A 24,633-nucleotide genomic window follows, 5' to 3' on the forward strand; every position below is an offset into this window, starting at 1 on the left:
CCGGTCGATATCGGCGCATGTTTAAGCCACTGATCTTTTTCATCGGTCTGCGCTATACGCGGGCTAAGCGGCGCACGCGCTTCATTTCGTTCATTACCTTCACTTCGGTTCTGGGCATCGCCTTGGGCGTCACCGCCTTGATTACAGTACTGTCAGTGATGAACGGATTCGAAGCGGAACTTCGCGAACGCATACTGGGCATGACTTCGCATGCCTCCATCTCCGGCTTGGATGGCCAACTGCGGAACTGGCGCTCGCTTGAACCCCCGCTCGAACAAGACTCCCGTATTCTAGGCTGGGCACCTTATATCGAAGGTCAAGCCATGCTCAACTCGGACCGCCGAGTTAGCGGCGTGATGCTGCGCGGCATCATGACCGACTACGAACCGCGCGTGTCCGAGGTCGCCAACCGCATCGTGGAAGGCCACCTCGAAGCGCTCAAACCCGGCGAATTCGGCATTATTCTCGGTTCTGAGCTGGCTGATTATCTGGGTGTCCTCACCGGCGACAAGGTGACCGTCATCACCCCGCAACTTACGGCAACACCCGCCGGCATTCTGCCGCGCCTCAAGCGCTTTACGGTGGTCGGAGTTTTCCAGGTCGGGATGTATGAGTACGACCGGAATCTGGCGCTGATTCAGCTGGAAGACGCCGCCAAGCTGTTTCGCCTCGATGACGCCATATCGGGGCTTAGACTCAAGCTGGACGACGTATTTTACGCGCAGCGAGTGGCGCGGGACCTTGGCCCCAAACTCGATGGGCGTTATCAGATTGCCGACTGGACGCAGTCGCACAGCAACTTCTTCAAAGCCATACAAACCGAAAAGCGGGTAATGTTCATCATTCTCCTGCTCATCGTCGCGGTCGCCGCTTTCAACATCGTCTCCACACTAGTTATGGTGGTCACCGACAAGCGTTCGGATATCGCGATCCTCCGAACCCAGGGCATGACTCCACTCGAAGTCATGGGAATATTTATCGTGCTCGGTACGGTCATCGGTACGTTCGGCACCTTGCTGGGCGGTGTCGGCGGAGTCTTATTGGCGTGGAATGTGGAAACCATCGTACCGGCGATCGAGCGGTTGTTCGGCGTTCATTTCCTGTCGGCCGACGTTTACTACATCAGCGAGCTGCCGTCGAAACTGATCTGGTCCGACGTGTACCGGATTACCGGCATGGCCTTCCTGCTTTCCATCCTGGCGACGATCTATCCGGCCTGGCAGGCATCTCGCATCAAGCCCGCCGAGGAACTCCGTTATGAATAAGCCGGTGCTGCAGTGCCGCGATCTGCACAAGCGTTATGCCCAAGGCAATCTGAGCGTCGATGTGTTGCAGGGCATAACGCTTTCCGTCGAACCGGGACAGCAGGTCGCCATTATGGGAGCGTCCGGCTCGGGCAAAAGCACGCTTTTGCACTTACTCGGGGGTCTAGACGCGCCAACCCGAGGGCAAGTCCAACTGGACGGCGTGGACCTGGGAACACTGAACGAACGCAAGCTCGCCCAACTGCGTAACCGGGTGCTTGGATTCGTCTATCAATTCCACCACCTGCTGGGTGAATTCACGGTACTGGAAAACGTCGCCATGCCGCTTTTGATCGCGAAGCTGCCGATACATGAAGCAAGAAAGCGCGCGGCTTCGATGTTGGAGCGGGTCGGACTCGGCAAACGCCTGGAGCATAAACCCGGAGAATTATCGGGCGGCGAACGCCAGCGCGCAGCCGTCGCCCGCGCGCTGGTCACGAAACCAAAGTGCGTTTTGGCTGACGAACCGACCGGAAATCTGGATCGAAAAACCGCGGAACAGGTGTATCAACTCATGCTGGAGCTGAACCAAGAAAACGGGGTGAGTTTCCTAGTCGTCACTCACGATCCGTCTTTGGCTCAGCGGATGGACACGATATTGCATTTGGAAGACGGACGGATCGTCAAGCCGGAAAACCTATCCGAACCCGTCCGCCTAAAGCAGCATTACGATTAGCCTGCTTTCTTCGCGACAGGCTTCGCTGCTCCGATCAATCGATCGTTCTGATGCTTGTGCCGGTGTTCCAGGAACTTCTTGTACGACGCGTAGCTTTCCCGGACCATAATGGCCGTACTCAATTCCGCATTGCGGAACTTTCTCAATTCCACCTGATGTCGCACGGATCGCCGCCACATGAAAAGTATGCCGAAATAGCCTAGGACGGCCCCGAGGTGCATCAGAATGGCGCAACCAATCAGCAAGGGTGCCCCTAACTCCAATGCTTTTTCTATGGTGAACAGTTCCGAGAACTGATCGAAGTCGAAAGCTGCTTGTCCCATAACAAGCGCGCCTACCTTGTAGGCGAAGTAATACATCGGCACCCAGGTCAGCGGATTGGTAATCCAGACCAAGGCCACGGCGATAGGTAAATTGGCATTGAAATAGATCGCCAAAACCGCGGCGATGATTTGTTGCCAGGGCAATGGCGGGGTATACATGGCCCATAGCCCTATGGCAAAAGCCCGTGATACCGACCGACGGTTCAGATGCCATAAATTCGGCGAGTGAAGCTTATCCCCCAAAAACTCCAGCGATTTAATTTCCTTTACTTTTTTCGGGTCCGGCAAGTAGCGCTTAAAAAACTTTTTAGGCATAGCCCTTAACTGGGATGATTGTGAACTATTTTTTTAGGTAAAAGGCGCGCTATTGTACGGATTTGAAATTCAAAGTTGAATGAAATTCTCCATCCACAAACCCGCAGCCCGCTGGTTCTTCCGCTAGCCATCGGCTTTGTCGGCGGGGTCAGCGCTGTCCAGCAACTTCCGTCTTTGCCCGGTGCCTGGGCTTTCGTCCTCTTGAGCTCCGCTTTCGGTCTAGCCGTTTATTATAAGCTGCGTTTTCCGGCAGCATTTGCGTTCGGCATCCTCTGGGCGCTTGCCTTTGCCGCAATTCGACTCGACCAAGGTCTTCCGACTGCAACTGAGAGACAAACGGCCGTCGTCGAAGGCGTCGTTCGTACCATTCCCCAGCCCGTGGACCACGGTTTCCGTTTCGACTTCGATATTGAACAAACTCTACAGCCCGACGACCTAAGTTTGCCGTCACGCGTTCGCCTGAGCTGGTATGACCGCGGAGTTTCGCCAAAAGCGGGCGAACGCTGGCAGCTCAGAGTAAAGCTCAAGCCGCCGCATGGAATGCTGAACCCGGGAAGTCTCGACTACGAACAATGGCTGTTTGCCCAGGGAATCCGCGCGGTCGGTTACGTCGCGAAGTCTCCGGACAATCGGCGGCTCGATGCGGGAGACAACCGGTATTCATTCGAAATTTGGAGGCAGGCCCTTTACGATAGCCTTTCGGCAACACTGAACGACGAACCCGCAGCCGGAATCATCAAGGCTCTGGTCATGGGAGTCGACGATGACATTACGCCCATTCAATGGGACGTGCTTCGGCGCACGGGCACGACTCACCTGGTTGCGATTTCCGGCTCGCATATCGGTTTAGTCGCAGGATTTGTCTTTTTCGTCATACGCCGAATGTGGTCGAGGTTGGGCATCATGCGCTGGTCGCCGCCGACTGTTGCGGCCGTTTGTGCTTTTGCGGCCGCCCTCTTCTACTCGGCGCTGGCGAACTTCGCGATTCCCACTCAACGCGCCATGATTATGATCGGCATCGTCATGGGCGCCGTCATCGGCCAGCGGCATCTCAATAGTTTTCATGTCCTCGCGACGGCCTTGCTGGCCGTGGTGCTTTACGATCCGTTGGCGGTTCTTTCGGCGGGATTCTGGCTTTCCTTCACAGCTGTCGCTCTAATCCTTTTCGCTGTTTCATACAGAAGAGGCGAAATCGGCGGTTGGCGGGCCATGATGCGGGTGAACTGGGCCACCTCGCTAGGCCTTGCACCCCTGCTGTTGTTATTCTTTCAGCAGGTTTCGATCATTTCTCCAATTGCCAACTTGTTTGCCGTCCCCGTGATCGGCTTGCTGCTGATTCCGGTTTGCCTGACCGGCGCACTGCTGTTACCGATACTGCCGGTGGCGGGCGAAGCGCTGCTGATCCTGGCATCACGCCTGCTTGAATGGACGTGGCCTTTTCTCCAATGGATTGCCGAACAGCCGGTGGCTCAGTGGACCCATGCCGGACCGCCGTTCTGGACCATTCCGCTGGCATTGAGCGGCTTCGTGCTGCTGCTATCCCCCAAGGGCATTCCGGCGCGCTGGCTCGGTCTCGTTCTGGCCGTTCCGGCCGTGACCGCGCAGCCCGATAGGCCGCCTCAAGCGGGCTTCCTGCTTACCCTGCTCGATGTGGGCCAGGGACTCGGCGTTGCCGTCGAGACTAGCGAACACCTCATGATCTTCGACACCGGAGCCCGGTTCGGGAGCCGGTTCGATATCGGCTCCGCCGTCATCGAGCCTTATCTCCGCCATCGCGGGATCGAGCGCATCGACGCCTTGATCGTAAGTCACGGCGACAACGACCACATCGGCGGCGCGCCGTCGCTGCTCAGACGATTTGTGGTCGGGCGGACTTATACCAGCGTGCCGGAAAAGTTATCGGAATTTTCGACTGAAACCTGCAAAGCCGAACAGTCTTGGGAATGGGACGGCGTCAAATTCGAGATGCTCGCGCCCATCGAAAAAAGCGAGCGCGAGAACGACAATTCCTGCGTATTGAAAATCAGCGGGCCCGGCGGCAGCGCACTATTGACCGGCGACATCGAAAAAACCGGTGAACGCCTATTGGTTGACCGTTACGGGCATCTTTTAGCCAGCGACATTCTGGTCGTCCCCCATCATGGCAGTAAAACCTCTTCAAGCTCCGCCTTTTTGGCTGCCGTGAAGCCTCGTTACGCTCTCATTCCCGCAGGCTATCTGAACCGATACGGGTTTCCTCATCGGGCGGTGCTGCAACGCTACGGAAACATGAACATACCGGTACTGAATACCGCCGAGACAGGCGCACTTACCGTGCTCGTAGGCAACCGGAAGGATGATCTAAAACTGGAAAGCTACCGCAGGGAAAACGGCCGATACTGGAATGCCCATTCCGCGGCGATGGCGGAATGGGCGGAAACGGAAAATCAAGTCAGACGATCAGAACTCGAGGACCTGAGTTTCCTTCAATAACGCAAGCACTTCGTCCGCTTCCATTTCATCGGCCGAAACATGGAGCGCGCTCAAACCGTCGCCACTCGGGCTTGCTTCGCAAGGACAGATGCAGATCAGTCCGGCATGGTTGATCTGCTCTGCAATGGCTTGAACCTGTACGCCCAGCGCCTCGTTATCCAAAACGGTGCTGGCATGCCCGACATCGAAGAGCTTCCGTTCGAGTTCATACGCCACATCGTGCCGGCGTTCGCCGGTAATCCATAGCGTCACCGCCTTTTGTCCGAAACGCGCGCTCCGCTCTTCAACCGTCACCCGCCGTAAACCGGATTCGCCGTCCGCCTGACTTAGGATCATGCCGGCGCCGACGGTAACGTTGGTCAGGCGATCGATGACGATGAACGATCCGGTGCCCTTGCAAACCTTGTAAGGATCGAACGCGATCGGCCCGCTCAGGGAGACCTCGCACAAGCCGATTTCGTTCAGCTTGAGCTGGTCCGCCGGAAGCTGCTCCAAGGTATTGATATCGACGCGGTGATGGATCTGAGAAACCGAGCCGTTGACCACCTTGGTCATCTGCTTCAGATAATACTGGCGGCCCGGAACCAAAGGCGCCTCGGTCATCCACACGATATGGGCCTTGAAACGGGTGCCGAGCATCGGCAAGTCATCGGAACGGACCAGCATGTCGCCGCGGCTCACGTCGATTTCATCCGTAAGCGTGATCGTAACGGCTTGAGGCGGAAATGCTTCTTCCAGTTCTCCGTCGTAAGTCACGATGGACTTGATGCGGCTGGTCTTCTTGGACGGCAGCACCGTAATCGGATCGCCTTTGCGAAAAACCCCCGCGGCCACGGTGCCACTGTAACCGCGGAAATCCAAATTCGGTCGATTGACGTACTGCACCGGAAAGCGCGGATTCGTAAAATTCTGGTCCTTGGCGATCTCGATGGTGTCCAAAAGCTCCATCAGCGCCTGCCCCTGATACCAGGGCATTTCCTCGCTACGGCTGACGACGTTGTCCCCCTTCAAAGCCGACAGCGGGATAAAGCGGACATCGTGAATATCCAGTTTTTCGATGAACGCCAGATAGTCGCTGCGTATACGCTCGAATACATCGGAGCTGTAGCCGACTAGATCCATCTTATTGATGGCTACGACCACGTGCCTGATGCCCAGCAGGGACACGATAAAGCTGTGACGCTTGGTCTGCGTCATCACGCCGTGGCGCGCATCGACCAGAATGATGGCCAAATCGCAGGTGGACGCTCCGGTCGCCATGTTGCGGGTGTACTGCTCGTGCCCCGGCGTGTCGGCGATGATGTATTTCCGCTTCGCCGTGGAGAAATACCGGTAGGCCACATCGATGGTGATGCCCTGCTCCCGCTCGGCCTGGAGCCCGTCGACCAGCAGCGCCAAGTCGATATCGCCGCCGGTGGTACCCGATTTGACGCTGTCCTTCTTGATCGCCGCCAGCTGGTCCTCGTAAATCATTTTCGAATCGTGCAGCAGGCGCCCGATCAGGGTGCTCTTGCCGTCGTCGACATTGCCGCAGGTCAAGAAGCGCAATAATTCCTTGCGCTCGTGCTGAGCGAGATAGGCGTGGATATCGGAACTGATGAGCTCGGACTGATGAGACATAGACTAATTCACTGGATGAATGGGTCAGACGCAGACGCCAACGTTGAATGCACGCTCGGCACCTTCCATAGCGAAAATCAGAAATAACCCTCTTTTTTCTTCTCTTCCATCGACCCCGCTTGATCGTGATCGATGACACGCCCTTGGCGCTCCGACGTCTTGGTCAGCAGCATCTCCTGGATGATGTCGGGCAAGGTGGCGGCGGTCGATTCGACGGCGCCGGTCAAGGGATAGCAACCCAGGGTACGGAAGCGGACCATCTTCATGATCGGCTTTTCGCCGGGTGCCAGCGGCATGCGATCGTCGTCCACCATGATCCATATCCCGTCGCGCTCGACCACCGGCCGCTCTTTGGCGAAATACAACGGGACGATCGGAATGTTCTCCAGATAGATGTACTGCCAGACATCCAGCTCGGTCCAGTTCGAAAGCGGAAACACCCGGATGCTCTCGCCCTTGTTGATCTTGCCGTTGTAGAGATTCCAAAGCTCCGGGCGCTGATTTTTCGGGTCCCAACGATGGTTTCGGTCGCGGAAGGAATAAACGCGTTCTTTCGCCCTCGACTTCTCCTCGTCCCGGCGCGCTCCGCCGAATGCCGCATCGAACTGGTATTTGTTCAAGGCTTGCTTGAGAGCCTCGGTTTTCATGACATCCGTGTGCTTCTTGCTGCCGTGGGTGAACGGACCGATGCCCTGCTCCACACCCTCCAGGTTGACGTGAACGATGAGATCCAGCCCCAGATCGTGGGCGCGGCGATCGCGAAACTCGATCATCTCCCGGAATTTCCAGGTCGTATCGACATGCATGAGCGGAAAAGGCGGTTTGCCGGGAAAAAACGCCTTCATCGCGAGATGCAGCATGACTGCGGAATCCTTGCCAATCGAATAGAGCATTACGGGACGCTCAAACTCGGCAGCCACCTCGCGGATGATGTGGATACTTTCGGCTTCCAGCTGCTTGAGATGGGTAAGTGTATGTTCGTTCATGGAAAAGAGTGTTGATCCCGAAACCCGGAAAGAGATTCATCCCATTGTTTATGGCGCTCAATACTACCATAAAAGCCTTTGGCCACTTCCGGGGAACAAATACTGGCATCCTATAATGATATTGATTATCATTTTCTCACGCTTTTTCGATCGATTCCCCGTCCCAGGTTTATCGCCGTGATCCAGATCCGAATCCTCCTTTCACACTTGGCGGTTCTACTGTTGTTCTCCGAAGCCGTGACGGCCAATTCGACGCGAACCTACTACATCGCCGCCGAAGAAATCTTGTGGGACTACGCCCCCTCCTATCCCGTCAATCCCATGCATGGCGCAGAATTCAACGAGGACGAGAAAGTCTTCGTCGAAGGGAATAACGCCGATCGGATCGGCCGACAGTATTACAAAGCGCGTTATATCGAGTACGCCGACGCCAGCTTTACCCAAATCAAGGAACGTCCGCCCGAGTGGCGGCACTTAGGGATACTAGGGCCTGTAATTCGCGCCAACGTCGGCGACACCATCAAAGTGGTGCTGAGGAATAAACTGGCAAACATGCCGATTTCACTCCATCCGCACGGCGTGCTTTACCGGAAGGACAGCGAAGGCACTCATTACGCGGACGGCACATCCGGAGATGACCGCAAAGACGATACGGTCGAACCGGGCGAAACCCACACCTACCTCTGGCAAGTACCCGAACGTTCGGGTCCGGGCCCCGAGGACCCGAGTTCGATCGTGTGGCTTTACCATTCCCATGTCAACGAGGTGGTCGACACGAATACCGGCCTGGTAGGACCCATCATCATTTCCCGCCGAGGCGTTCTGCAGAACAACGGTAAACTGAAAGGCATCGACCGCGAATTCGTCGTGCTGTTCACCGTGTTCGACGAAAACAAGAGTTTCTTTCTGGACAAGAACATCAGCACCTTCGCACCGGCTGCCACGGACGAGAAAGATGACGAAAGCTTCGTCGAAAGCAACTTGATGCACAGCATGAACGGCTACGTCTATCACAACCTTCCGGGAATGACGATGAAAGAAGGCGAAACCGTGCGCTGGTATCAACTGTCCCTCGGAACCGAAGTCGATCTCCATACCCCGCATTGGCACGGCAATACGCTCACCGAGACCGGGCGCCGCGTAGATGTCGTGAATCTGCTTCCGGGAACCCACGTCACCGTCGATATGAAACCCGACAATCCCGGCGTCTGGATGTATCACTGCCACGTCAATGACCACATCGACGCGGGCATGATGGCCAGTTATACGGTCACGCGCCGAAAGTGACAATCAGGTCGCGCCTGCGGAATTCCGCAGGTCGAACCGACCGCACGATTGCACTATTGCCTTGCGATGCCAAAAGAGAGATGCTTCGAACCGTATGAAACCTGCCGAATAACACTTTCGGAGTGCCATATGGACCAGCAGATGCATAACTTCGAGCAAGTTAAAGATGTGCTCGACTACGGTATTCAACTACACAGCCAACTGACAGAACTTTACGATTCGCTGAACCAACAAAACGATCAGGCTCGGGTAAAAATGCTTTTGGATTACCTCAGCCGCCACGAAAAAAATCGGGAACAGGCGATGCAGCGGTTCGAAGATGGATCGCGCAAGAGCATCCTCAATTTCTGGCTCCAATATTCTCCAGGCTCCAACGTCGAACAACTGCTAAAGAATTGCGCCGTTAGGCCCAATATGTCCGTCGATGACGTCATAAAGATCGCCATGGCCTTCGACAACGCGCTGATCGAACTCTATAAAGGAGCGGCAATCATCGTCGACGATCCGCATGCCAAAGAAGTGTTCGCGAATCTCGCGGAGATGGAAGAACAAGAGAAACACCGCTTCGTCCGCGACGCGGAATGGATGGACGATCTCTGAAAGACTGAAAACCAGTTCTACTCACGGACTTGTCCGTGCTTAAGGCCGGAAACACCCTTCCGGCCTTAAGGAAGACTGCATCTCACGAGAGATGAGCGCATAGCGCCATGCCGCTTTAGCGTGATTGAAATTTGTCCCCTGCCGGTAGTCGCTAGCCTGCATTACCCGATCCCTTCAGCGTATCGCAACGTTCCGCCAAGAAAAGCTGTTTCGCACGATTATCGCGCCACGACTCAAACGCTGGTTGCTCGAAACTTTTTTGCCGTTATACTGTCTATCTTCCTGACCTAGGGGGCGACTTGGCTTCGACGAGGATCGCAAAACCCGAGGTGCATGCCGAGGTGCAGATAACCTCGTTAATCAATCTGCAACCAATATAGTTGCCAACGACGACAACTACGCTCTGGCCGCTTAATCCGGCCGGCCTCTGATCCGAAGCCCGCTTATAGGCGTCGGTTTTTGGGGGTAACCCAATTGTAAGCTCGCGATGAGGTCTGTCCGGGGCCGATTCGCTAAAACCTAACGGAACCGCCGGCCGTCTTCCCTGCCGCTCGGGTAGCGACCGGTTAAATCAATAGAGTCGGATAAGCATGTAGAGCCAAAGGCGGAGGATTCGCGGACGCGGGTTCAATTCCCGCCGCCTCCACCAATAACAAAACCCCAACCATTCTCGGTTGGGGTTTTTTCTTGCCTGATCGCGCCGGCTCCCGCGTGTTCGCGGGGACTCCTGCGGAAGCCTGCGGACTTCGGCATCCGGCCCATGGCCCCGTCCAGGGCCACCTTCCTCTCTCTCCCGGCCGTTGTTCTCTCCGGCCTCGCTCCGGGAAACTGGCCCGAAGTCCGCAAAGGCCGCAATCGCCACGCCTAAAAATCAACGAGTTACGCGCGGACGAATCAAGCGGTTGGATCGAAGCATCGCCCGACCAAAGGAAACCACACCGTTCATGCCGACGCCGAGGCGGTTTGAAAGATGTCAGAAACAGATATATACTTCTGACAAACGGAGACCGCCCCATGAGCCACCTCAGCGAAGCCATTCTGTCCGCCGCCCAGGCCCTCCCGGAGGGAGGCTTGATCTCGCCCAAGGAATTCCTGCATCTGGCGTCGAGGGCCGCGGTGGATCAGGCACTGGCCAGGCTGGCACGCGAGGGGAAGTTGCTGCGCGTCGGACGGGGGGCCTACGCCCTGCCGGTGGCCAGCCGCTTCGGTTCCCGCCCGCCCTCGACCGAGGCGGTCGTCGAAGCCATCGCGTCCACCCACGGTGAAGTCGTCGTGCCCAACGGCGCGGCGGAAGCCAATGCGCTGGGGCTGACCACGCAGGTGCCGACCCGGGAGATCTTTCTGACGTCGGGGCCCACGCGCAAGCTGCGCCTGGGTAACCGCACCGTCGAGCTCAAGCACGGCAGCCGCTGGCAGCTCGCGCTCGGCAAGCGCCCGGCCGGCAAGGCCATTCGCGCCCTGTCCTGGCTGGGACCCGAGCAGGCGCCCTCCGCCCTGCACATCCTGCATGCCCAACTGCCCACGGAAGAATGGGCCGCCTTGCAGGCCGCGCGGGCGGCCCTGCCGGGATGGATGGCCCGCGCCGTCAGCGAGATGAATGCGCATGGCTGAGTCCTGGTTCGCGCTCAGCCAGGCTGATCGGGTCGAGGCCGTGGAATACGCGGCGGCCCAGAGCGGCCGCCCGGCACACCTGCTGGAAAAAGACATCTGGGTGGTGTGGACGCTCTCGGCAATCTACGCCTCCCCCATCGCCGACACGCTGACGTTCAAGGGCGGCACGTCGCTTTCCAAGGTCTACAAGGTCATCGACCGCTTTTCGGAAGACATCGATCTGACCTACGACATCCGCGCCCTGGTGCCGGATCTGCTGCGCGAAGGCAATCCGATTCCGGCATCGATGAGCCAAGAGAAGAAGATCACTCGCGCGGTACGCGCACGGCTTCCCGAGTGGATCGAGCAGACGGTACGCCCGGTCATCGAAGACGCCTTGGCCGCGAGCGGCTTGCAGGCGGACTTGAGTCTCGCCGGCCAGGAGCGCGACAAGCTGATCATCGCCTATCCCGCCGTGAAGACCGGCACGGGCTATGTCTCCGCGACTGTCCAACTGGAGTTTGGGGCGCGGGCCACGGGCGAGCCGCATCAGTTCCATCCGGTGGCTTGCGACATCGCGCCGTGGATCGAGGGCGTGACCTTTCCGACGGCACGGCCCTTGGTCATGGCCGCCGAACGTACGTTCTGGGAGAAGGCCACGGCCGCACACGTCTACTGCCGTCAGGCACGCCTGCGCGGCGAACGCTATTCACGTCATTGGTACGACCTGGCGGCGCTGGCGCGAACCGAGCATTTCGACAAGGCGGCCGCCGATCGGCAACTGGCGCATCAGGTGGCCGAGCACAAGTCGATGTTCTTCGCCGAGAAGGATGCCAACGGCGGCAAGATCGACTACGTCGAGGCTGTGAGCGGCTCGATCAAGCTGGTACCGGAAGGCGCATCGCGCACGGCGTTGGCGCAGGATTTTGCGGCGATGCGTGAGGATGGCCTGCTGCTGTCGGATCAGCCGGAGTTCGATGCGATTCTGGAAACCTGCGCCGCCATCCAGGACAAGGTTAATCGGCTGGCGTGAGGTCAGCCACTTCCAAGCCCAATCCGCGCGCGCTGCTCATCCCACAACGCCGGCGGGTCCACCGCCAAGTCGAACAGGGTGATGTGATTCGGCAGCGTATCGTCCAGGATCGCGGCCACGATGTCCGGCGCCAGCGTGGTGAGGTTGACCATCCGGCTCACGTAGCTGTTGTCGATCCCCTCCCGCGCGGCGATCTCCTTCAGTGATTTCGCTTCCCCCGACTCGAGCATGGCCAGCCAGCGATGCCCCCTCGCCAGCGCCAACTGGAGCGGCGTCGGGGTTACGTCCCACGGCCGCACGGGAGCGGTTTCGCCGCTCGGCAGCGTGACCAGCTTGCGCCCGCTGCGGCGTTTGATCTGGATCGGCACGGACAGGGTCAACCTGCCGTCACTCGTCTGGAGGATGTCCGGCTCGCCGGTCTTCAGGATGCGGATGTCACTCATGCCAGCGCCTCCTCCGTCTGCTCGGCGGGCTCGGGACGCAGCTCCAGCACCAGACGCTCGATGCCGTTGGCGCGCAACCGCACCTCGAGGTCGTTGGGCGACACGATCACTTTCTCGACCAGCAGCCGGACGATTCGGCTCTGCTCCGCAGGAAACAGCTGATCCCAGATCGCGTCGAGCCGGGTCATGGCCACCGTGACCTGCGCCTCGTCCAGGGTCGGGTCGAGCTCGATCGCCTGCGGCAACACCTCGCCCAAGAGATCGGGCGCGCGCAGGATCGCGCGCAGCTGGTCGAGGACCGCCGATTCCAGTTCGGCGGCCGGTAGGCGCGGCAACCCGGACGCTCCCGCATGCTCCTTGCAGTCTCGTTGCGGAACGTAATAGCGATACCGGCGCCCGTTCTTCTTCGTGGTGTGCCAGGGCGACAGCGCCCGGCCATCGTTGCCGAACACGATGCCCTTGAGCAGATAGGGAACGGTCGCCCGCGTGGTGTTACCGCGGACCCGGCCGTTGGTGGCCAGGATGGCGTGAGCCCGGTCCCAAAGCTCCCGCTCGATGATCGGCGGATGCTCGGCCGGGTACCACTGCTCCTTGTGGCGCAGTTCACCGAGGTAGGTACGGTTGTTGAGCAGCTTGTACACCAGGCTCTTGTCGATCGGCTTGCCTTCCCTGACTTTGCCGTCCTGCGTGGTCCACGCCTTCGACGTCACGCCGTCCAGCCTCAACTCCTTGACCAGCATCGTGCTGGAGCCGAGTTCGACGAAACGTTGGAAGATGTGGCGGACCAGCTTGGCCTCGCTTTCGTTTGGGACCAGCCGGCGGTTCTCGACGTCGTAGCCAAGTGGCGGCACGCCGCCCATCCACATGCCCTTGCGCTTGCTGGCGGAGATCTTGTCGCGGATGCGCTCGCCGGTCACCTCCCGCTCGAACTGGGCGAAGGACAGGAGGATGTTCAGCATCAGCCGCCCCATCGACGTGGTGGTGTTGAACTGCTGCGTGACCGAGACGAAGGACACGCCATAGCGCTCGAACACATCCACCATCTTGGAGAAATCGGCGAGGCTGCGTGTCAGGCGATCGATCTTGTAGACCACCACGATGTCGATCTTGCCGGCCTCGATGTCGGCGAGTAGCCGACGCAGCGCCGGCCGGTCCATGTTGCCGCCCGAGAACGCGGGATCGTCGTAGTCGTCGGCGACCGGAATCCAGCCCTCGGCGCGTTGGCTGGCGATGTAGGCATGGCCCGCGTCGCGCTGTGCATCGATGGAGTTGTATTCCTGGTCCAGACCTTCGTCGGTGGACTTGCGCGTGTAGACGGCGCAGCGCATGCGACGCTTCAGAACTTCGCTCATCGCCGGCCTCCCTTCCTCGCGCCGGGCTTGGGATTGGCCGACGGCTTGAGGCCGAAGAACAGCGGACCGGACCACCGTGTGCCCGTGATCTCGCGGGCGATCATCGAAAGGCTGGCGAAGGTGCGGCCCTGGAATTCGTACTGACCATCGGCCATCGAGACCACCCTGTACTCGACACCCTTGTATTCCCGGGTCAGCACCGTGCCGGCCGCAGGGCGGTAATCGCGGTCGCGCTTCCTGACCTTGCCGGTTTCCACCAGATCGGCGATCCGCCGCTTGTTGCGATCCAGCAGGCAGGCGTTGGCTTTGCGGAATTCCGCTTCCTGCAGCCGGTACGCAATGCGTCGCTCAAGGAACTGGCGGTTGTGCGTGGGCGCGTCCTCACCGACCAGCTTTTTCCAGAGCACCTTGATCTCGGCCATCGGAAGCTCGGGCAATCGGGCGATTTGCCCCGCCACCGATGGCGGCGTTGAAAACGTCTCTTTCGGCGTACTCATTCTGACTCCGTAGTTGTCTTGTTGACGGGGTCTGAATGAACGCGCTGGTTGCCGGAAAAGCCAAGCTCAAACTCGCTCTCTGCGGCTATGTTTGCGGACTGCGCAGCACCGGCGTTGCGCAAGCGCACCAGCCCGTTTGCCAGCAGGGACGCAATTTCGCGCCGGCGCTGCTCCGGCGTCATCCGGTCGGGTGGTAGGTGGTTGAATCGATGCATCGGTAGCGGTCCTGTCTGTCCAACTCGCATGACGCGAAATTGTCCGGATGGACCGCCGCCGACACCATCAGGGAGTTTCGGAGGCGTGCGGACTGATGCGGGCTGTGGCGAAAAGTAGGTTCCTGTCAGTTCGATAAATGACGGGCGAGGATCGTCTTCACCAGCGAATCTCCGGGCTGAGCGCTGGCGATCATTTCCCGGATCTGCTCGTTGACGCGCTGGGCAGGGACGCCTGCGCCTGCCGCCGCCTGCGTGACTGCCGAATACGCATCGAGCACATCAGCCCCGGTGATGTCGTAGCCATATCCGAGGGAGATCCAGTGCAACGCGGCCAGGCCGGCGGCGAGCGCGAAGTCAGGCTGCTTCACGGCACAATCGCGGGCGGCGCGGGTCAAGGTGCGCGGATCGGTCGGGCTGCGTGTCGCCAGTTCAGCAGCCACGGTGAAGAGACCCGCGTCCTTGGCAGCGGCAAACCATTTGCCTTCGGCGCCGGGCGTGCTGGCAATCAGGTCGCGCAGGATCTCTTCCGGCAGCTTGTCGGGATACTTCTTGGCAATGGCACGAAACGTCGCCAGGTTCGTTGTGCCCTGATTCGCCTCCAAGGCATAGCGCCGGTAGGCTTCGTCGATCAACCCGGAGGACAACAGGAGGGCCTCGCAGGCTTGCGCGATCTGCCAACCCGGGTCATTGAGACCACGTGATTCCTCGGCGTAGCGGATCGCTTCCGCCTTCTTGCCCATCGCCGACAGTGCCTTCACACCCCAGCGCCGGTCGTGCCACCACTTGAAAGGCGCCTTGTCGAGCAACGCCAGCAGTTCCTGATGGCGGCCTGCCGCACACAGGGATGCCAGGCAGGCGCTCGTGCCCTTGAAGAATCCGTGGCCAGACGCCTTCGGGCTCCATACGCTTTCGACGACCGGCATGAACTCGTCGGCCCAGTGTGACGCCAGCTCCGGGGTCACGCACAGCTCGCCCCAGTAGTCGCCCAGTAGTTCGATGTAGGGCATTTCGTCGTCTTGCAGCGCCTGCCACAAACGCTCCAGCCAGCGTCGCCGCATCTGTGGCTCGACATCCGCTTTGACGATGATGGGCACCAGGGTGTCGATGGCCTTGTTGACGGCCGAACCCAGGGCGCCCGATGAGCTGTCCACTTGCTCCAGGGCTGGCGAGAGCTTTTCCAGCAGGGTGATGGCGCCCTCAGCTGCGAGAACAGGCTCCTTGCGTGCGACCTGCTTGATCTCCGCGATGGCTTCCTTGATCCGCTGCACCGGCGTGTCGGATCGCCAGCCGAACGCATGACGGCGAAAACGGGAGGTGAATTGCCACTTGTGGGCGCTCACGATCGATCCGCCATGGGCTACCGCACCGGATACTGGCCGTTGCGAATGAAACGATCGTAGGTGTCTTCCTCCGGCTCCTCGTCGTCCTGGCGCGCGCCCTGCCATTCGGCCTCGGGCAGCACCAGCAGGGTCAATGTGTAGTCGTATTGGGCAGCGACGCGGGTCATTTCGGTGATCGGCATGGTGGCAGGTTCACGGGCAAACCAGGACTGGGCACGCCCCGTCCGGCTGTCGGCCATGTCAAAGGCGTTGTAGCTGTGCGCCAGAGCATCGTGCGGCAGCTCGATGGTGTTCCTGCGGGTCGCGAAGTAGGCGCCAGACCTGAGCGCCGCCTTGTTCGACTTGGCCCACAGCATGTGGTCGTCGCGGCTGGCGACCAGCACTGCCCGCTTGGGCGCGATCTCGGTCCAGCGCAGAGCTGCCGCGGTCAACGAGACGCCGTAGCGGTCGGCGCAGTGACCCAGCAGATCGAAGCTGATCGGCTGCCCGTCGACCTGACGCCGAAAGTCGTCCAGCGGCATCAGCAGGGTCGACGCGAAAAGATCTGCCTCGGCCTCGATGTCCCGCTCGTCGTTGTCACCGGTCTCGATGTCGTCGTCACCGCACTCGAAACGATCCTGCTGATGGCGATGGAGGATGTAGTGACCGAACTCGTGCGCGATCGTGAAGCGCTTGCGTCCCTCCGATGGAGTGGCGCTGTTGTAGAGGATCAGCCACTTCGACCGCGTCTTGTTGGCCGCCAGGAGGCCGTCGAAGCCGTCCAGATCCTCCCCCCGGATCTTGTCGATCGGCGAGTCGGCGAAACACTGGCGCGAGTACTCCAGGGCGAGCTCATCGACCTTGACGGGAAACCGATCCGCCCCGAGAACCGTGTTGAGCATGGCCGAGATGCGGTTGGCCTCGGCCATGGGCTTCTTGGCCTCTGTCATTCATCTTCCCACGCGTCGAGAATCTTGCGGATCTTCTTCTTGTCCGGCTCGGACATGCTTTTGTACTTACGGAAGAAGGCCTCATCGAGCACTTCTTCGTCCGGCGTGGTCGCCGACTCGGTGAGCAGGAATTCTGTAGTCACCTCGAGTACGGCAGCGATCTTGCCGATCTTCTCAGCCGAGGGCTTCGGTTCGTCCTTGTTCTCCAGCTCCCAGATGTAGCTCTTGCTGGAGTCGGTCAGTTCGGCCAACTGCTCAAGGCTGAGCTTCTTCTGTTTCCGCAATGCGCGGATCTTGTCCCCCAAGGGCGATGGCACCGGTATCTCCTAATCGTTCTGCGTCAGGCCGAAGATGTTACCACTACGCCGAACGATTTCGTACCTGCTTGACAAACCCAGCATCAGTCCGAGACAATCCGAAACGTTCGGCACACCGAACGTTCGCGTCCTTGGTGGGATGTGGCGGCGCCGGGCATCGTCCGTTTGAAGAAGGAGAAGAAAGGCATGACCGCGTTCAACCCTCGTCACCTCGCCCGTCAGGTTCCGGCCACCACTTGGCAGGCGTATCTGTCCTCCCGTTCCATCGCCATCCCCGAATCTTTTGACTGGAACGCCGAGGAAAAGGCATTTTCCGATGCCCTGATCGCCCTCCTGGAGGAACTCGAACCGGATCAACAGGCACTGCTGCACGCGGAACTGCGCCATGCCCACGCCCTCGCGACCCAGAAAGGCATCGATGCGATCCTCAACGCCAGCGACAACGACGCGGCCATTCGGGAGGACTTCGGAAAACTGCGCAACCACGCCGAACGGGCCTTGTGGGTGCTGGTGAACTGGCCGAACACCTTCATGACGGCGGAGGCGCTGCTCCAATTCGATCTCGGCGTCGGCAAGCGGTCGTGGAAACGGCAAGCCATCAAGGTGACCGAGCCGGTGTCCCGAGAGGCTGCCGACATCGAGGGATTGCAGGCCGCCTTGTCCGAGGTGCTCTCGAAACGCAAGGGACCACGGCGCGCCTGCCATGTGGACGTCTGCGACCGTCACCTGGACGGCGGTGTGCAGATCAGCGTCTACGTGGAGGACGATCCCAACGATCTGGTGGAGTTCGTCGAGGAGGGCATGCGCCGCCGAACGACCCGCCCGGCGACCAATCTCGCGCTGGTCTACTTTCCCGCATCCGGCATCGTCGACACCGTCGGCCGGGGCGGCGCCAAGGTCCACCAGCCGCTGGTGACGCTCTTCGCACGCCATCTGCTGAAACAGGAGGTCAAGCCCGAGGCAGTGAAGCAGCCGATGTTCTATCTCAACCGGCTGCGGCACGGCTTGGACCTTCCGGAGGACAGCGACATCGACCTCGCCGCCCACGGCATTGATCGCATTCGCCTCCGCCGCGCCCGGCTCAGGAGCACGAGGGCGCCGATCTGCGACTTCTGGGTAGGCGTACCGGCGGATCAGGCCGAACACTGCGTGCTCGCTGCATCGAGCGCCCACCTGAAGGACCACGACCTGTTCCGCGGTCCGTTCAATATCGTCGAGGCCCTCATCAGCATCTACTTCGCCCCTGCCGAGGTGGGCAAGCGCGGTCGCGTACTGAACATCGACCTCAAGCAATCGGGGATCTCCAACCTCCAGGACATGGCAGAGGAGGACGCCAAGCTCGCTGAGCGCCTCCTGCGTGCCTGGCGCGTCTCCGAACCGACCGAAGTCGAACTGGCCCTGGTCGCGTAGAAGCCGCCGTGCAAGCACGCAACGACATCGCCTTCGGCCTGCTCTGCGGGCTCGTCGAGGAATCCGAGGAAAGCCTCCATCCGGATGCCGCCCGGTATTCCGGACAAATGGATGCCTATCGGCATCTCCTCGACCTCGGCGCCCTCGGGGCGGGCGACGGTGTCGGATCGAGCATTCTCTGTCCCTGGTGCGGAATGGGCGATCTGGAGGGGATTCGCTTCGAGCAAGGAGGCCGCCAGGGGTACTGCACGGACTGCGGCTGGGTGGATCTGGCCAGTGATCAAGTGACACGGCTCAGGGTAGACATCACGCGCATCGTCCGCTGGCTCGCCTCGGCCCTGGGCCTTGCGGGACGGTATCAACATGAAGAGCTGGTTCCGACAGCGCTGTGGCGCCTGGGCGAGATCGAACATCGGCGAAAGCGGCGCATTATCTTCTTCGGTCGAAGGCTGAACGACCCGGCCTTGACGCCCATCATCGAACATCGACTTCGCACTGCCTGCGCACCGGGTTGCGGCGTCCTCATCACCACTACACCCGACGTCGCCCAAGCGATCCAGGCCGCCGGCCATCTCGTCGTTCCGCTGCGTGCCGTGGCGCATCTCCGCAAGGCCGGCTTCGTCATCGAGAATCTCGACGCATACCTCGACGGCTCCGCCGGGATCGGCGAACGGGATTCGGAAACCTCCCTGCGGCTCATGCACTCCGGCCGCATCGCACTGATCGACGGAGAGCGGCACGCACTGTCGCCCCAGGTCTACCGCTTTCTTTCGGTACTCGCGCAGGGCGGCGGCGATCCCGTCCATAAACGCACCATCGCCGACGCCTTGGAAATCGATGTCGACAAGTGCAAGGGCGCGGACATCTGCAAGCGGCACAAGGCCGTCTACCGCACCTTCGTCGCCCACGACAACGACGGTCACTATTGGCTGAAACCCGAATTCGTCAACGACCAAAGGAGGTGATGCACCCAACGAAGCGCAATCCTTTCATCCGGCAGTTCAACTTCGATCTGGATGAGGTAAATGACATGAGTGGTAAGAACCAGTGGGTCGTCCGCAACGGCGACAAGTGGGGTGTCCGGGGGGAAGGCAACGACCGCCTGACCTCCGTACACGATACACAACAGGAAGCCTTCGAGCGCGCACGCGACATCGCGCGCAACCAGGGCAGCGAGGTGCTCATCCAGGGCGAGGACGGGAAGATCCGCGAGCGCAACAGCTACGGCAAAGATCCGTTCCCGCCTCCCGGCTGACCACCCCGCATTTCCACCCCCGATAAGGGCCCGGAGCCAACCACTCCGGGCCTTTTTCTTTTCCGGCTCTGCGCAGGGCCGATTTGCACGATTTGCCCGCCCATCCTGCCCGCTTTGCCCGCCGGTTTGTCCACCCCCTGAAACCCAGAATGACCTCACGTTTCCGCAACAACCCGTAAGGAGCGAATCGTGAGTATCAAACACCTCAACCAACGCCAACTGGCCGACCGTTGGGGCGTCAGCGAAGCCACCCTGGAACGTTGGCGCTCCGAAGGAATCGGGCCGGTCTTTCTCAAGATCCAGGGGCGCGTGCTCTACCGCGTCGAGGACGTCGAGTCCTACGAGGCGGAGTGCCTGCGCAAGAGCACCTCCGAGCGCGTCGGCGCGGGAGGTGTGGCATGAGCCGCCTCACCCCAGACCAGGTTCTCGCCACGCCGGCCGGCGAGCTCGCCGCGCTGCAAAGCGATGCGCTGTTCCAGCTGAAGAACGACGCCGCCGATCTGCTCTCGGCCGCCAAGGCCATCGTCGAGCACCTCGAACGCGCATTGGAGCTGAAGTACGCCGACCGCGCGCACGCCCTGCGCCTGGCCGCCCGCAAGGATACCGGTGTCGTGCATTTCGACGACGGCCGCGTGCGCGTCACCGCCGACCTCCCCAAGCGGGTCGAGTGGGACCAGAAGCGTCTCGCCGAGATCGTGCGCCGCATCGCCGAGGGCGGAGAGGACCCCGCCGAGTACGTCGAGACCGCCTACCGCGTCTCCGAGACCAAGTTCAACGCCTGGCCCGAGTCGCTAAAGAGCGCCTTCGCCCCCGCCCGCACCCTCAAGACCGGCAAGCCCGGATTCCGTCTCGCCCTGCTGGAGGAGTGACCGTCATGTTCAAGAACCGCACTTTGCTCGACAAGCTGAAAAAGCAGCACCCCTATCTGCTGGAGTCCCTGCCGGAACGGATCGAGACGAATGGCGCCGACGTGGCCATCGAAGACGCCACTCTGGACCAGATCGCCTTCGCCGTCATCGCCCTCGAAAACGAGGTCCGGCCCATCAGTCGCCGCATGAACGCCTTGCGGGAGCTCTACGACCTCGCCCGTAAACGCGGTGCACTCGGCGCGCACCGGATCGGAGACGCCATCGCCGACAAGGAGGGCCGCTCATGAGCCTTCCCATCATCTCCGCCGACCAGCGCCTGGCCGAGAAGCGCGGCGTGAAAGGCGTGCTGGTCGGCAAGAGTGGCATCGGCAAGACCTCGCAGCTCTGGACCCTGGCGCCCGAGGCGACCCTGTTCTTCGACCTCGAGGCGGGCGACCTCGCGGTCGAGGGCTGGGCGGGCGACACCATCCGCCCGCGCACCTGGCAGGAGTGCCGCGACTTCGCGGTGTTCATCGGCGGTCCGAATCCGGCGCTGCGTGAGGACCAGCCATTCAGCCAGGCTCACTTCGACGCCGTCTGCGCGCGCTTCGGTGACCCGACCGTGCTCGATCGCTACGACACCGTGTTCGTCGACTCGATCACCGTCGCCGGGCGTCTGTGCCTGCAGTGGTGCAAGGGCCAGCCGCAGGCCTACTCGGAGAAGACCGGCAAGCCGGATACCCGCGGCGCCTACGGCCTAATGGGCCAGGAGATGATCGCCTGGCTCACCCACCTGCAGCACACGCGCGGCAAGAACGTGTGGTTTGTCGGCATCCTCGACGAGCGTCTCGACGACTTCAATCGCCGCGTCTTCCAGCTGCAGATCGACGGCTCCAAGACCGGGCTCGAGCTGCCGGGCATCGTCGACGAGGTGGTGACGCTGGCCGAGCTCAAGGCCGACGACGGTACGGCCTACCGCGCCTTCGTCTGCCACACGCTCAACCCCTGGGGCTACCCCGCCAAGGACCGCTCCGGCCGCCTCGACCAGATCGAGGAGCCGCACCTCGGCCGGCTGATGGCCAAGATCGCCGGCCCGGCCCGCCCTGCACTCGAACGCCTCGACTTCGCGCGCCCCGCGCCTTCCGAACCCGTACAGCAATAAGGAGCCACGACCATGAGCTATTTCGATTTCAACGACGCCAACGAGCAGTCCTCGTTCGACCTGATCCCCAAGGGCACGCTGGTGCGCGTGCGCATGGCCATCCGCCCGGGCGGCTTCGACGATGCGAGCCAGGGCTGGACCGGCGGCTACGCCACCCGAAACGACAACACCGGCTCGGTGTACCTCAATTGCGAATTCGTGGTGATGGAGGGTGAGTACGCCCGCCGCAAGCTGTGGTCGCTGATCGGTCTCTACAGCCCCAAGGGTCCCGAGTGGGCCAACATGGGCCGCGCCTTCGTCAAGGCGATCCTGAACTCGGCGCGCGGCGTCCATCCGGGCGATGCCAGTCCCCAGGCCCAGAACGCGCGGCGCATCGCCGGCTTCGCCGATCTGGACGGCATCGAGTTCCTCGGCAAGGTCGATTGGGAGAAGGACCAGAACGGCCAGGACAAGGCGGTCATCAAGCAGGCGATCCAGCCCGATCACAAGGACTACGCCGCGCTGATGGGCAACGCGCGTCCGTCCGCCCCGGCGCCCACCACGCCCAACGCATATGCCCAAGCCACGGGTCGCGCTCCGATCACGGGCCGTCCGAGCTGGGCGCAGTAAGGGGGGACTGCCGGCATGATGCTTCGTCCCCGTCAGGCCCTGCTGGTGGAGCGCTCGCTCGCGGCGCTCTACCGGCACGGCAACACCCTGGCCATCGGCCCGACCGGTTCGGGCAAGACCATCATGCTGTCGGCGGTGGCCGGCGGCGTGTTGGAGGAGCCCGACGCAAAAGCCTGCATCCTCGCGCACCGCGACGAGCTCACCGCCCAGAACCGGGAGAAGTTCGGCCGGGTCAATCCCGGTCTCACCACCTCGGTGTTCGATGCCAAGGAGAAGTCCTGGGCCGGGCGCGCCACCTTCGCGATGGTGCAGACGCTCTCGCGCGATGCGCATCTCGACGCGATGCCCACGCTCGATCTGCTGGTGGTCGACGAGGCGCACCATGCCGCCTCGCCGTCCTACCGGCGCGTGATCGATCGCGTGCTGTCGCGCAACCCCAAGGCGCTGATCTTCGGCGCCACCGCCACGCCCGCGCGCAGCGACGGCAAGGGGCTGCGCGAGGTGTTCAGCAACGTCGCAGACCAGATCACCCTGGGCGAGCTCATCGCCTCCGGCCACCTGGTGCCGCCGCGCACCTTCGTCATCGACGTCGGCGCGCAGTCTGCCCTCGCACAGGTGCGCCGCACCGCCACCGACTTCGACATGACCGAGGTGGAGGCGATCCTCAACAGGACGCCGATCACCGACGCGGTGATCCGTCACTGGCGCGAGAAGGCCGGCGAGCGCAAGACCATCGTGTTCTGCTCCACCGTGGCGCACGCGCAGTGCGTGGCCGACGCGCTCAATGCCGCCGGCATCCGCGCCGTGCTGATCCACGGCGAGTTGTCGGACGCCGAGCGCAAGGCGCGCCTCGCCGAATACGAGACCGGCGAGGCGCAGGTCGTGGTCAACGTGGCGGTGCTGACCGAGGGCTACGACTACACGCCCACCTCCTGCGTGGTGCTGCTGCGACCGAGCTCCCACAAGTCGACGCTGACCCAGATGATCGGGCGGGGGCTGCGGACCGTCGATCCGGCCGAGCATCCCGGCGTGGTCAAGACCGATTGCATCGTGCTCGACTTCGGCACCGCGACGCTCATGCACGGCTCGCTGGAGCAGGAGGCCAACCTGGACGGCCACCAGCACCAGGGCGAGGCGCCCACCAAGGAGTGTCCCTCCTGCGAGGCGACCGTGCCGCTCGGCTGCCGCGAGTGCCCACTGTGCGGCTTCGAATGGACCATTGATCCGGCCGAGCAGGCGGAAGCCATGGACGACTTCGTCATGACGGAGATCGACCTGCTCAAGCGCTCCAACTTCCGCTGGTGCGATCTCTTTGGCTGCGACGATGCATTGATGGCCACCGGCTTCGGCGCCTGGGGTGGCGTCTTCTTCCTGAACGGCCGCTGGCACGCGGTCGGCGGTGGCAAGGACCTGCTGCCCCGTCTGCTGGCGGTGGGCGATCGCACGGTCTGCATGGCCAAGGCGGACGACTGGTTGAACGAGAACGAGTCCCTCGACACCGCCCACAAGACGCGCCGCTGGCTCAACGAGCCGCCCACCGAGAAGCAGCTGCGCTACCTGCCGCAGGCCATACGTTCCGACTTCGGGCTCACCCGCTACCAGGCCTCGGCGCTGCTCGCCTTCCAGTTCAACAAGTCGTCCATCCAGCGCCTCGTGCTGGCAGCCAACGACGAACACCGGAGGGCGGCGTGATATGCGCGATCTGCGGACGAGAGGGACGCGGCTTCTGCTGGCTGTCGCCGAGGAATGGCCCGCGTGCGCCGGACGGAAAACCCCTGTTCAAGCGCTTCTGCTCGATGCGCTGCCAGGACATCCATCTGCACAGCCTGAAGGCGGGAGGTGGCGTCGTGATTGATCCCACCCACAACGAGAAGGCCGCGATGGAGGCCGTGCTGCCCCACCTCGGCGAATACGTCGCCGCCATCGGGATGGACCGGCCGCTGTCGGCCTACAGCCGCAAGGAGGTCCTGCAACTGGTCGACGTGGTGCTCACCGCCTACTTCGACAACCTGCGTGAGATCACGCCCGACGACGTGCCGTTCTGAGGGGG

The 24,633-nt window shown here is 61.4% G+C and carries 27 protein-coding genes and 1 other RNA gene; 19 read left to right on the forward strand and 9 right to left on the reverse strand.

The features are described from left to right. Positions 1-17: 17 nt before the first annotated feature. Positions 18-1,265, forward strand: coding sequence for a lipoprotein-releasing ABC transporter permease subunit (locus B2A78_RS10205; RefSeq protein ID WP_077729888.1), 1,248 nt, complete (start codon positions 18-20; stop codon positions 1,263-1,265). After that, complete coding sequence (lolD, locus tag B2A78_RS10210) at positions 1,258-1,980, forward strand: lipoprotein-releasing ABC transporter ATP-binding protein LolD (protein ID WP_077729889.1); 723 nt, start codon at positions 1,258-1,260, stop codon at positions 1,978-1,980. Before B2A78_RS10205 ends, lolD begins: the two co-directional genes overlap by 8 nt. Here lolD and B2A78_RS10215 read toward each other — a convergent pair. Further along, a complete protein-coding gene (locus tag B2A78_RS10215) occupies positions 1,977-2,618 on the reverse strand; it encodes a DUF2062 domain-containing protein (protein ID WP_077729890.1) in 642 nt (213 codons plus the stop codon). The two genes, lolD and B2A78_RS10215, sit on opposite strands and share 4 nt — an antisense overlap. Positions 2,619-2,693: 75 nt before the next feature. On the opposite strand from B2A78_RS10215, the gene B2A78_RS10220 reads away from it, so the two are divergent. Beyond that, positions 2,694-5,090 carry a DNA internalization-related competence protein ComEC/Rec2 gene (locus tag B2A78_RS10220; protein WP_143735138.1) on the forward strand — a complete coding sequence of 799 codons (2,397 nt, stop codon included), beginning with the start codon at positions 2,694-2,696 and terminating at the stop codon, positions 5,088-5,090. Here B2A78_RS10220 and cysN read toward each other — a convergent pair. After that, a complete protein-coding gene (cysN, locus tag B2A78_RS10225) occupies positions 5,058-6,710 on the reverse strand; it encodes a sulfate adenylyltransferase subunit CysN (RefSeq protein ID WP_077729891.1) in 1,653 nt (550 codons plus the stop codon). The two genes, B2A78_RS10220 and cysN, sit on opposite strands and share 33 nt — an antisense overlap. 77 nt (positions 6,711-6,787) lie before the next feature. After that, entirely contained in the window at positions 6,788-7,696 is a 909-nt protein-coding gene (cysD, locus tag B2A78_RS10230) for a sulfate adenylyltransferase subunit CysD (protein ID WP_077729892.1), read from the reverse strand. A gap of 177 nt (positions 7,697-7,873) precedes the next feature. Between cysD and B2A78_RS10235 the strand changes: the two genes are divergently transcribed. The 5 genes from B2A78_RS10235 to B2A78_RS10255 all read left to right on the forward strand — a co-directional run bounded on the left by B2A78_RS10235 (position 7,874) and on the right by B2A78_RS10255 (position 12,206). Continuing rightward, positions 7,874-8,983: a multicopper oxidase domain-containing protein gene (locus B2A78_RS10235; RefSeq protein ID WP_077729952.1), complete on the forward strand. Its 1,110-nt coding sequence runs from the start codon at positions 7,874-7,876 to the stop codon at positions 8,981-8,983. 129 nt (positions 8,984-9,112) lie between these two features. Further along, positions 9,113-9,583: a hypothetical protein gene (locus tag B2A78_RS10240; RefSeq protein ID WP_077729893.1), complete on the forward strand. Its 471-nt coding sequence runs from the start codon at positions 9,113-9,115 to the stop codon at positions 9,581-9,583. Between the two features lie 290 nt (positions 9,584-9,873). Then, positions 9,874-10,232: a transfer-messenger RNA gene (gene ssrA, locus B2A78_RS10245) on the forward strand. A gap of 365 nt (positions 10,233-10,597) precedes the next feature. After that, positions 10,598-11,194: a DUF6088 family protein gene (locus B2A78_RS10250; RefSeq protein ID WP_077729894.1), complete on the forward strand. Its 597-nt coding sequence runs from the start codon at positions 10,598-10,600 to the stop codon at positions 11,192-11,194. Next, the gene (locus B2A78_RS10255) at positions 11,187-12,206 is read left to right on the forward strand and encodes a nucleotidyl transferase AbiEii/AbiGii toxin family protein (RefSeq protein ID WP_077729895.1); all 1,020 of its coding nucleotides are present in this window, start codon (positions 11,187-11,189) and stop codon (positions 12,204-12,206) included. The genes B2A78_RS10250 and B2A78_RS10255 overlap by 8 nt, the downstream gene beginning before the upstream one ends. Positions 12,207-12,208: 2 nt before the next feature. Here B2A78_RS10255 and B2A78_RS10260 read toward each other — a convergent pair whose 3' ends face one another. Genes B2A78_RS10260 through B2A78_RS10270 form a run of 3 tightly spaced genes read right to left on the reverse strand, consistent with a single transcriptional unit; the run spans position 12,209 to position 14,498 of the window. Next, on the reverse strand, positions 12,209-12,649 hold the full coding sequence (locus B2A78_RS10260) for a LacI family transcriptional regulator (RefSeq protein WP_077729896.1): 441 nt from the start codon (positions 12,647-12,649) through the stop codon (positions 12,209-12,211). Beyond that, the gene (locus tag B2A78_RS10265) at positions 12,646-14,001 is read right to left on the reverse strand and encodes a recombinase family protein (protein ID WP_077729897.1); all 1,356 of its coding nucleotides are present in this window, start codon (positions 13,999-14,001) and stop codon (positions 12,646-12,648) included. Before B2A78_RS10265 ends, B2A78_RS10260 begins: the two co-directional genes overlap by 4 nt. Next, positions 13,998-14,498, reverse strand: coding sequence for a DUF2924 domain-containing protein (locus B2A78_RS10270; protein WP_077729898.1), 501 nt, complete (start codon positions 14,496-14,498; stop codon positions 13,998-14,000). Before B2A78_RS10270 ends, B2A78_RS10265 begins: the two co-directional genes overlap by 4 nt. Positions 14,499-14,533: 35 nt before the next feature. Here B2A78_RS10270 and B2A78_RS26295 point away from each other — a divergent pair, with 35 nt between their 5' ends. Next, complete coding sequence (locus B2A78_RS26295; RefSeq protein WP_205780730.1) at positions 14,534-14,695, forward strand: hypothetical protein; 162 nt, start codon at positions 14,534-14,536, stop codon at positions 14,693-14,695. Positions 14,696-14,838: 143 nt separating this feature from the next. On the opposite strand, the gene B2A78_RS10280 is transcribed toward B2A78_RS26295, so the two are convergent. Genes B2A78_RS10280 through B2A78_RS10290 form a run of 3 tightly spaced genes read right to left on the reverse strand, consistent with a single transcriptional unit; the run spans position 14,839 to position 17,287 of the window. Continuing rightward, positions 14,839-16,053 carry a hypothetical protein gene (locus tag B2A78_RS10280; protein ID WP_077729900.1) on the reverse strand — a complete coding sequence of 405 codons (1,215 nt, stop codon included), beginning with the start codon at positions 16,051-16,053 and terminating at the stop codon, positions 14,839-14,841. Between the two features lie 17 nt (positions 16,054-16,070). Further along, a complete protein-coding gene (locus B2A78_RS10285) occupies positions 16,071-16,982 on the reverse strand; it encodes an ImmA/IrrE family metallo-endopeptidase (protein ID WP_077729901.1) in 912 nt (303 codons plus the stop codon). Continuing rightward, the gene (locus B2A78_RS10290) at positions 16,979-17,287 is read right to left on the reverse strand and encodes a helix-turn-helix transcriptional regulator (protein WP_205780731.1); all 309 of its coding nucleotides are present in this window, start codon (positions 17,285-17,287) and stop codon (positions 16,979-16,981) included. The genes B2A78_RS10285 and B2A78_RS10290 overlap by 4 nt, the downstream gene beginning before the upstream one ends. Before the next feature lie 198 nt (positions 17,288-17,485). On the opposite strand from B2A78_RS10290, the gene B2A78_RS10295 reads away from it, so the two are divergent. The 10 genes from B2A78_RS10295 (at position 17,486) to B2A78_RS10340 (ending at position 24,628) form a co-directional block, all read left to right on the forward strand. Beyond that, positions 17,486-18,709, forward strand: a complete 1,224-nt coding sequence (locus tag B2A78_RS10295; protein ID WP_143735139.1) for a hypothetical protein — start codon at positions 17,486-17,488, stop codon at positions 18,707-18,709. An 8-nt stretch (positions 18,710-18,717) separates the two neighbouring features. Beyond that, entirely contained in the window at positions 18,718-19,674 is a 957-nt protein-coding gene (locus B2A78_RS10300) for a hypothetical protein (RefSeq protein ID WP_077729904.1), read from the forward strand. Between the two features lie 65 nt (positions 19,675-19,739). Next, on the forward strand, positions 19,740-19,964 hold the full coding sequence (locus B2A78_RS10305) for a DUF2188 domain-containing protein (RefSeq protein ID WP_026045836.1): 225 nt from the start codon (positions 19,740-19,742) through the stop codon (positions 19,962-19,964). 189 nt (positions 19,965-20,153) lie between these two features. Continuing rightward, positions 20,154-20,366, forward strand: a complete 213-nt coding sequence (locus tag B2A78_RS10310; protein WP_024892258.1) for a helix-turn-helix domain-containing protein — start codon at positions 20,154-20,156, stop codon at positions 20,364-20,366. Continuing rightward, a complete protein-coding gene (locus tag B2A78_RS10315) occupies positions 20,363-20,833 on the forward strand; it encodes a hypothetical protein (RefSeq protein ID WP_077729905.1) in 471 nt (156 codons plus the stop codon). The genes B2A78_RS10310 and B2A78_RS10315 overlap by 4 nt, the downstream gene beginning before the upstream one ends. A 5-nt stretch (positions 20,834-20,838) precedes the next feature. After that, positions 20,839-21,120: a hypothetical protein gene (locus B2A78_RS10320; protein ID WP_077729906.1), complete on the forward strand. Its 282-nt coding sequence runs from the start codon at positions 20,839-20,841 to the stop codon at positions 21,118-21,120. Continuing rightward, the gene (locus tag B2A78_RS10325) at positions 21,117-21,974 is read left to right on the forward strand and encodes an ATP-binding protein (RefSeq protein WP_017364499.1); all 858 of its coding nucleotides are present in this window, start codon (positions 21,117-21,119) and stop codon (positions 21,972-21,974) included. Before B2A78_RS10320 ends, B2A78_RS10325 begins: the two co-directional genes overlap by 4 nt. 12 nt (positions 21,975-21,986) lie before the next feature. Continuing rightward, the gene (locus B2A78_RS10330; RefSeq protein ID WP_077729907.1) at positions 21,987-22,583 is read left to right on the forward strand and encodes a hypothetical protein; all 597 of its coding nucleotides are present in this window, start codon (positions 21,987-21,989) and stop codon (positions 22,581-22,583) included. A 15-nt stretch (positions 22,584-22,598) separates the two neighbouring features. Then, positions 22,599-24,275, forward strand: coding sequence for a DEAD/DEAH box helicase (locus tag B2A78_RS10335; RefSeq protein ID WP_077729908.1), 1,677 nt, complete (start codon positions 22,599-22,601; stop codon positions 24,273-24,275). Further along, positions 24,272-24,628 carry a DUF6511 domain-containing protein gene (locus tag B2A78_RS10340; protein ID WP_143735140.1) on the forward strand — a complete coding sequence of 119 codons (357 nt, stop codon included), beginning with the start codon at positions 24,272-24,274 and terminating at the stop codon, positions 24,626-24,628. Before B2A78_RS10335 ends, B2A78_RS10340 begins: the two co-directional genes overlap by 4 nt. The last annotated feature ends 5 nt before the right edge of the window (positions 24,629-24,633 follow it).

This window comes from Methylocaldum sp. 14B, assembly GCF_002005105.1.
GTDB lineage: Bacteria > Pseudomonadota > Gammaproteobacteria > Methylococcales > Methylococcaceae > Methylocaldum.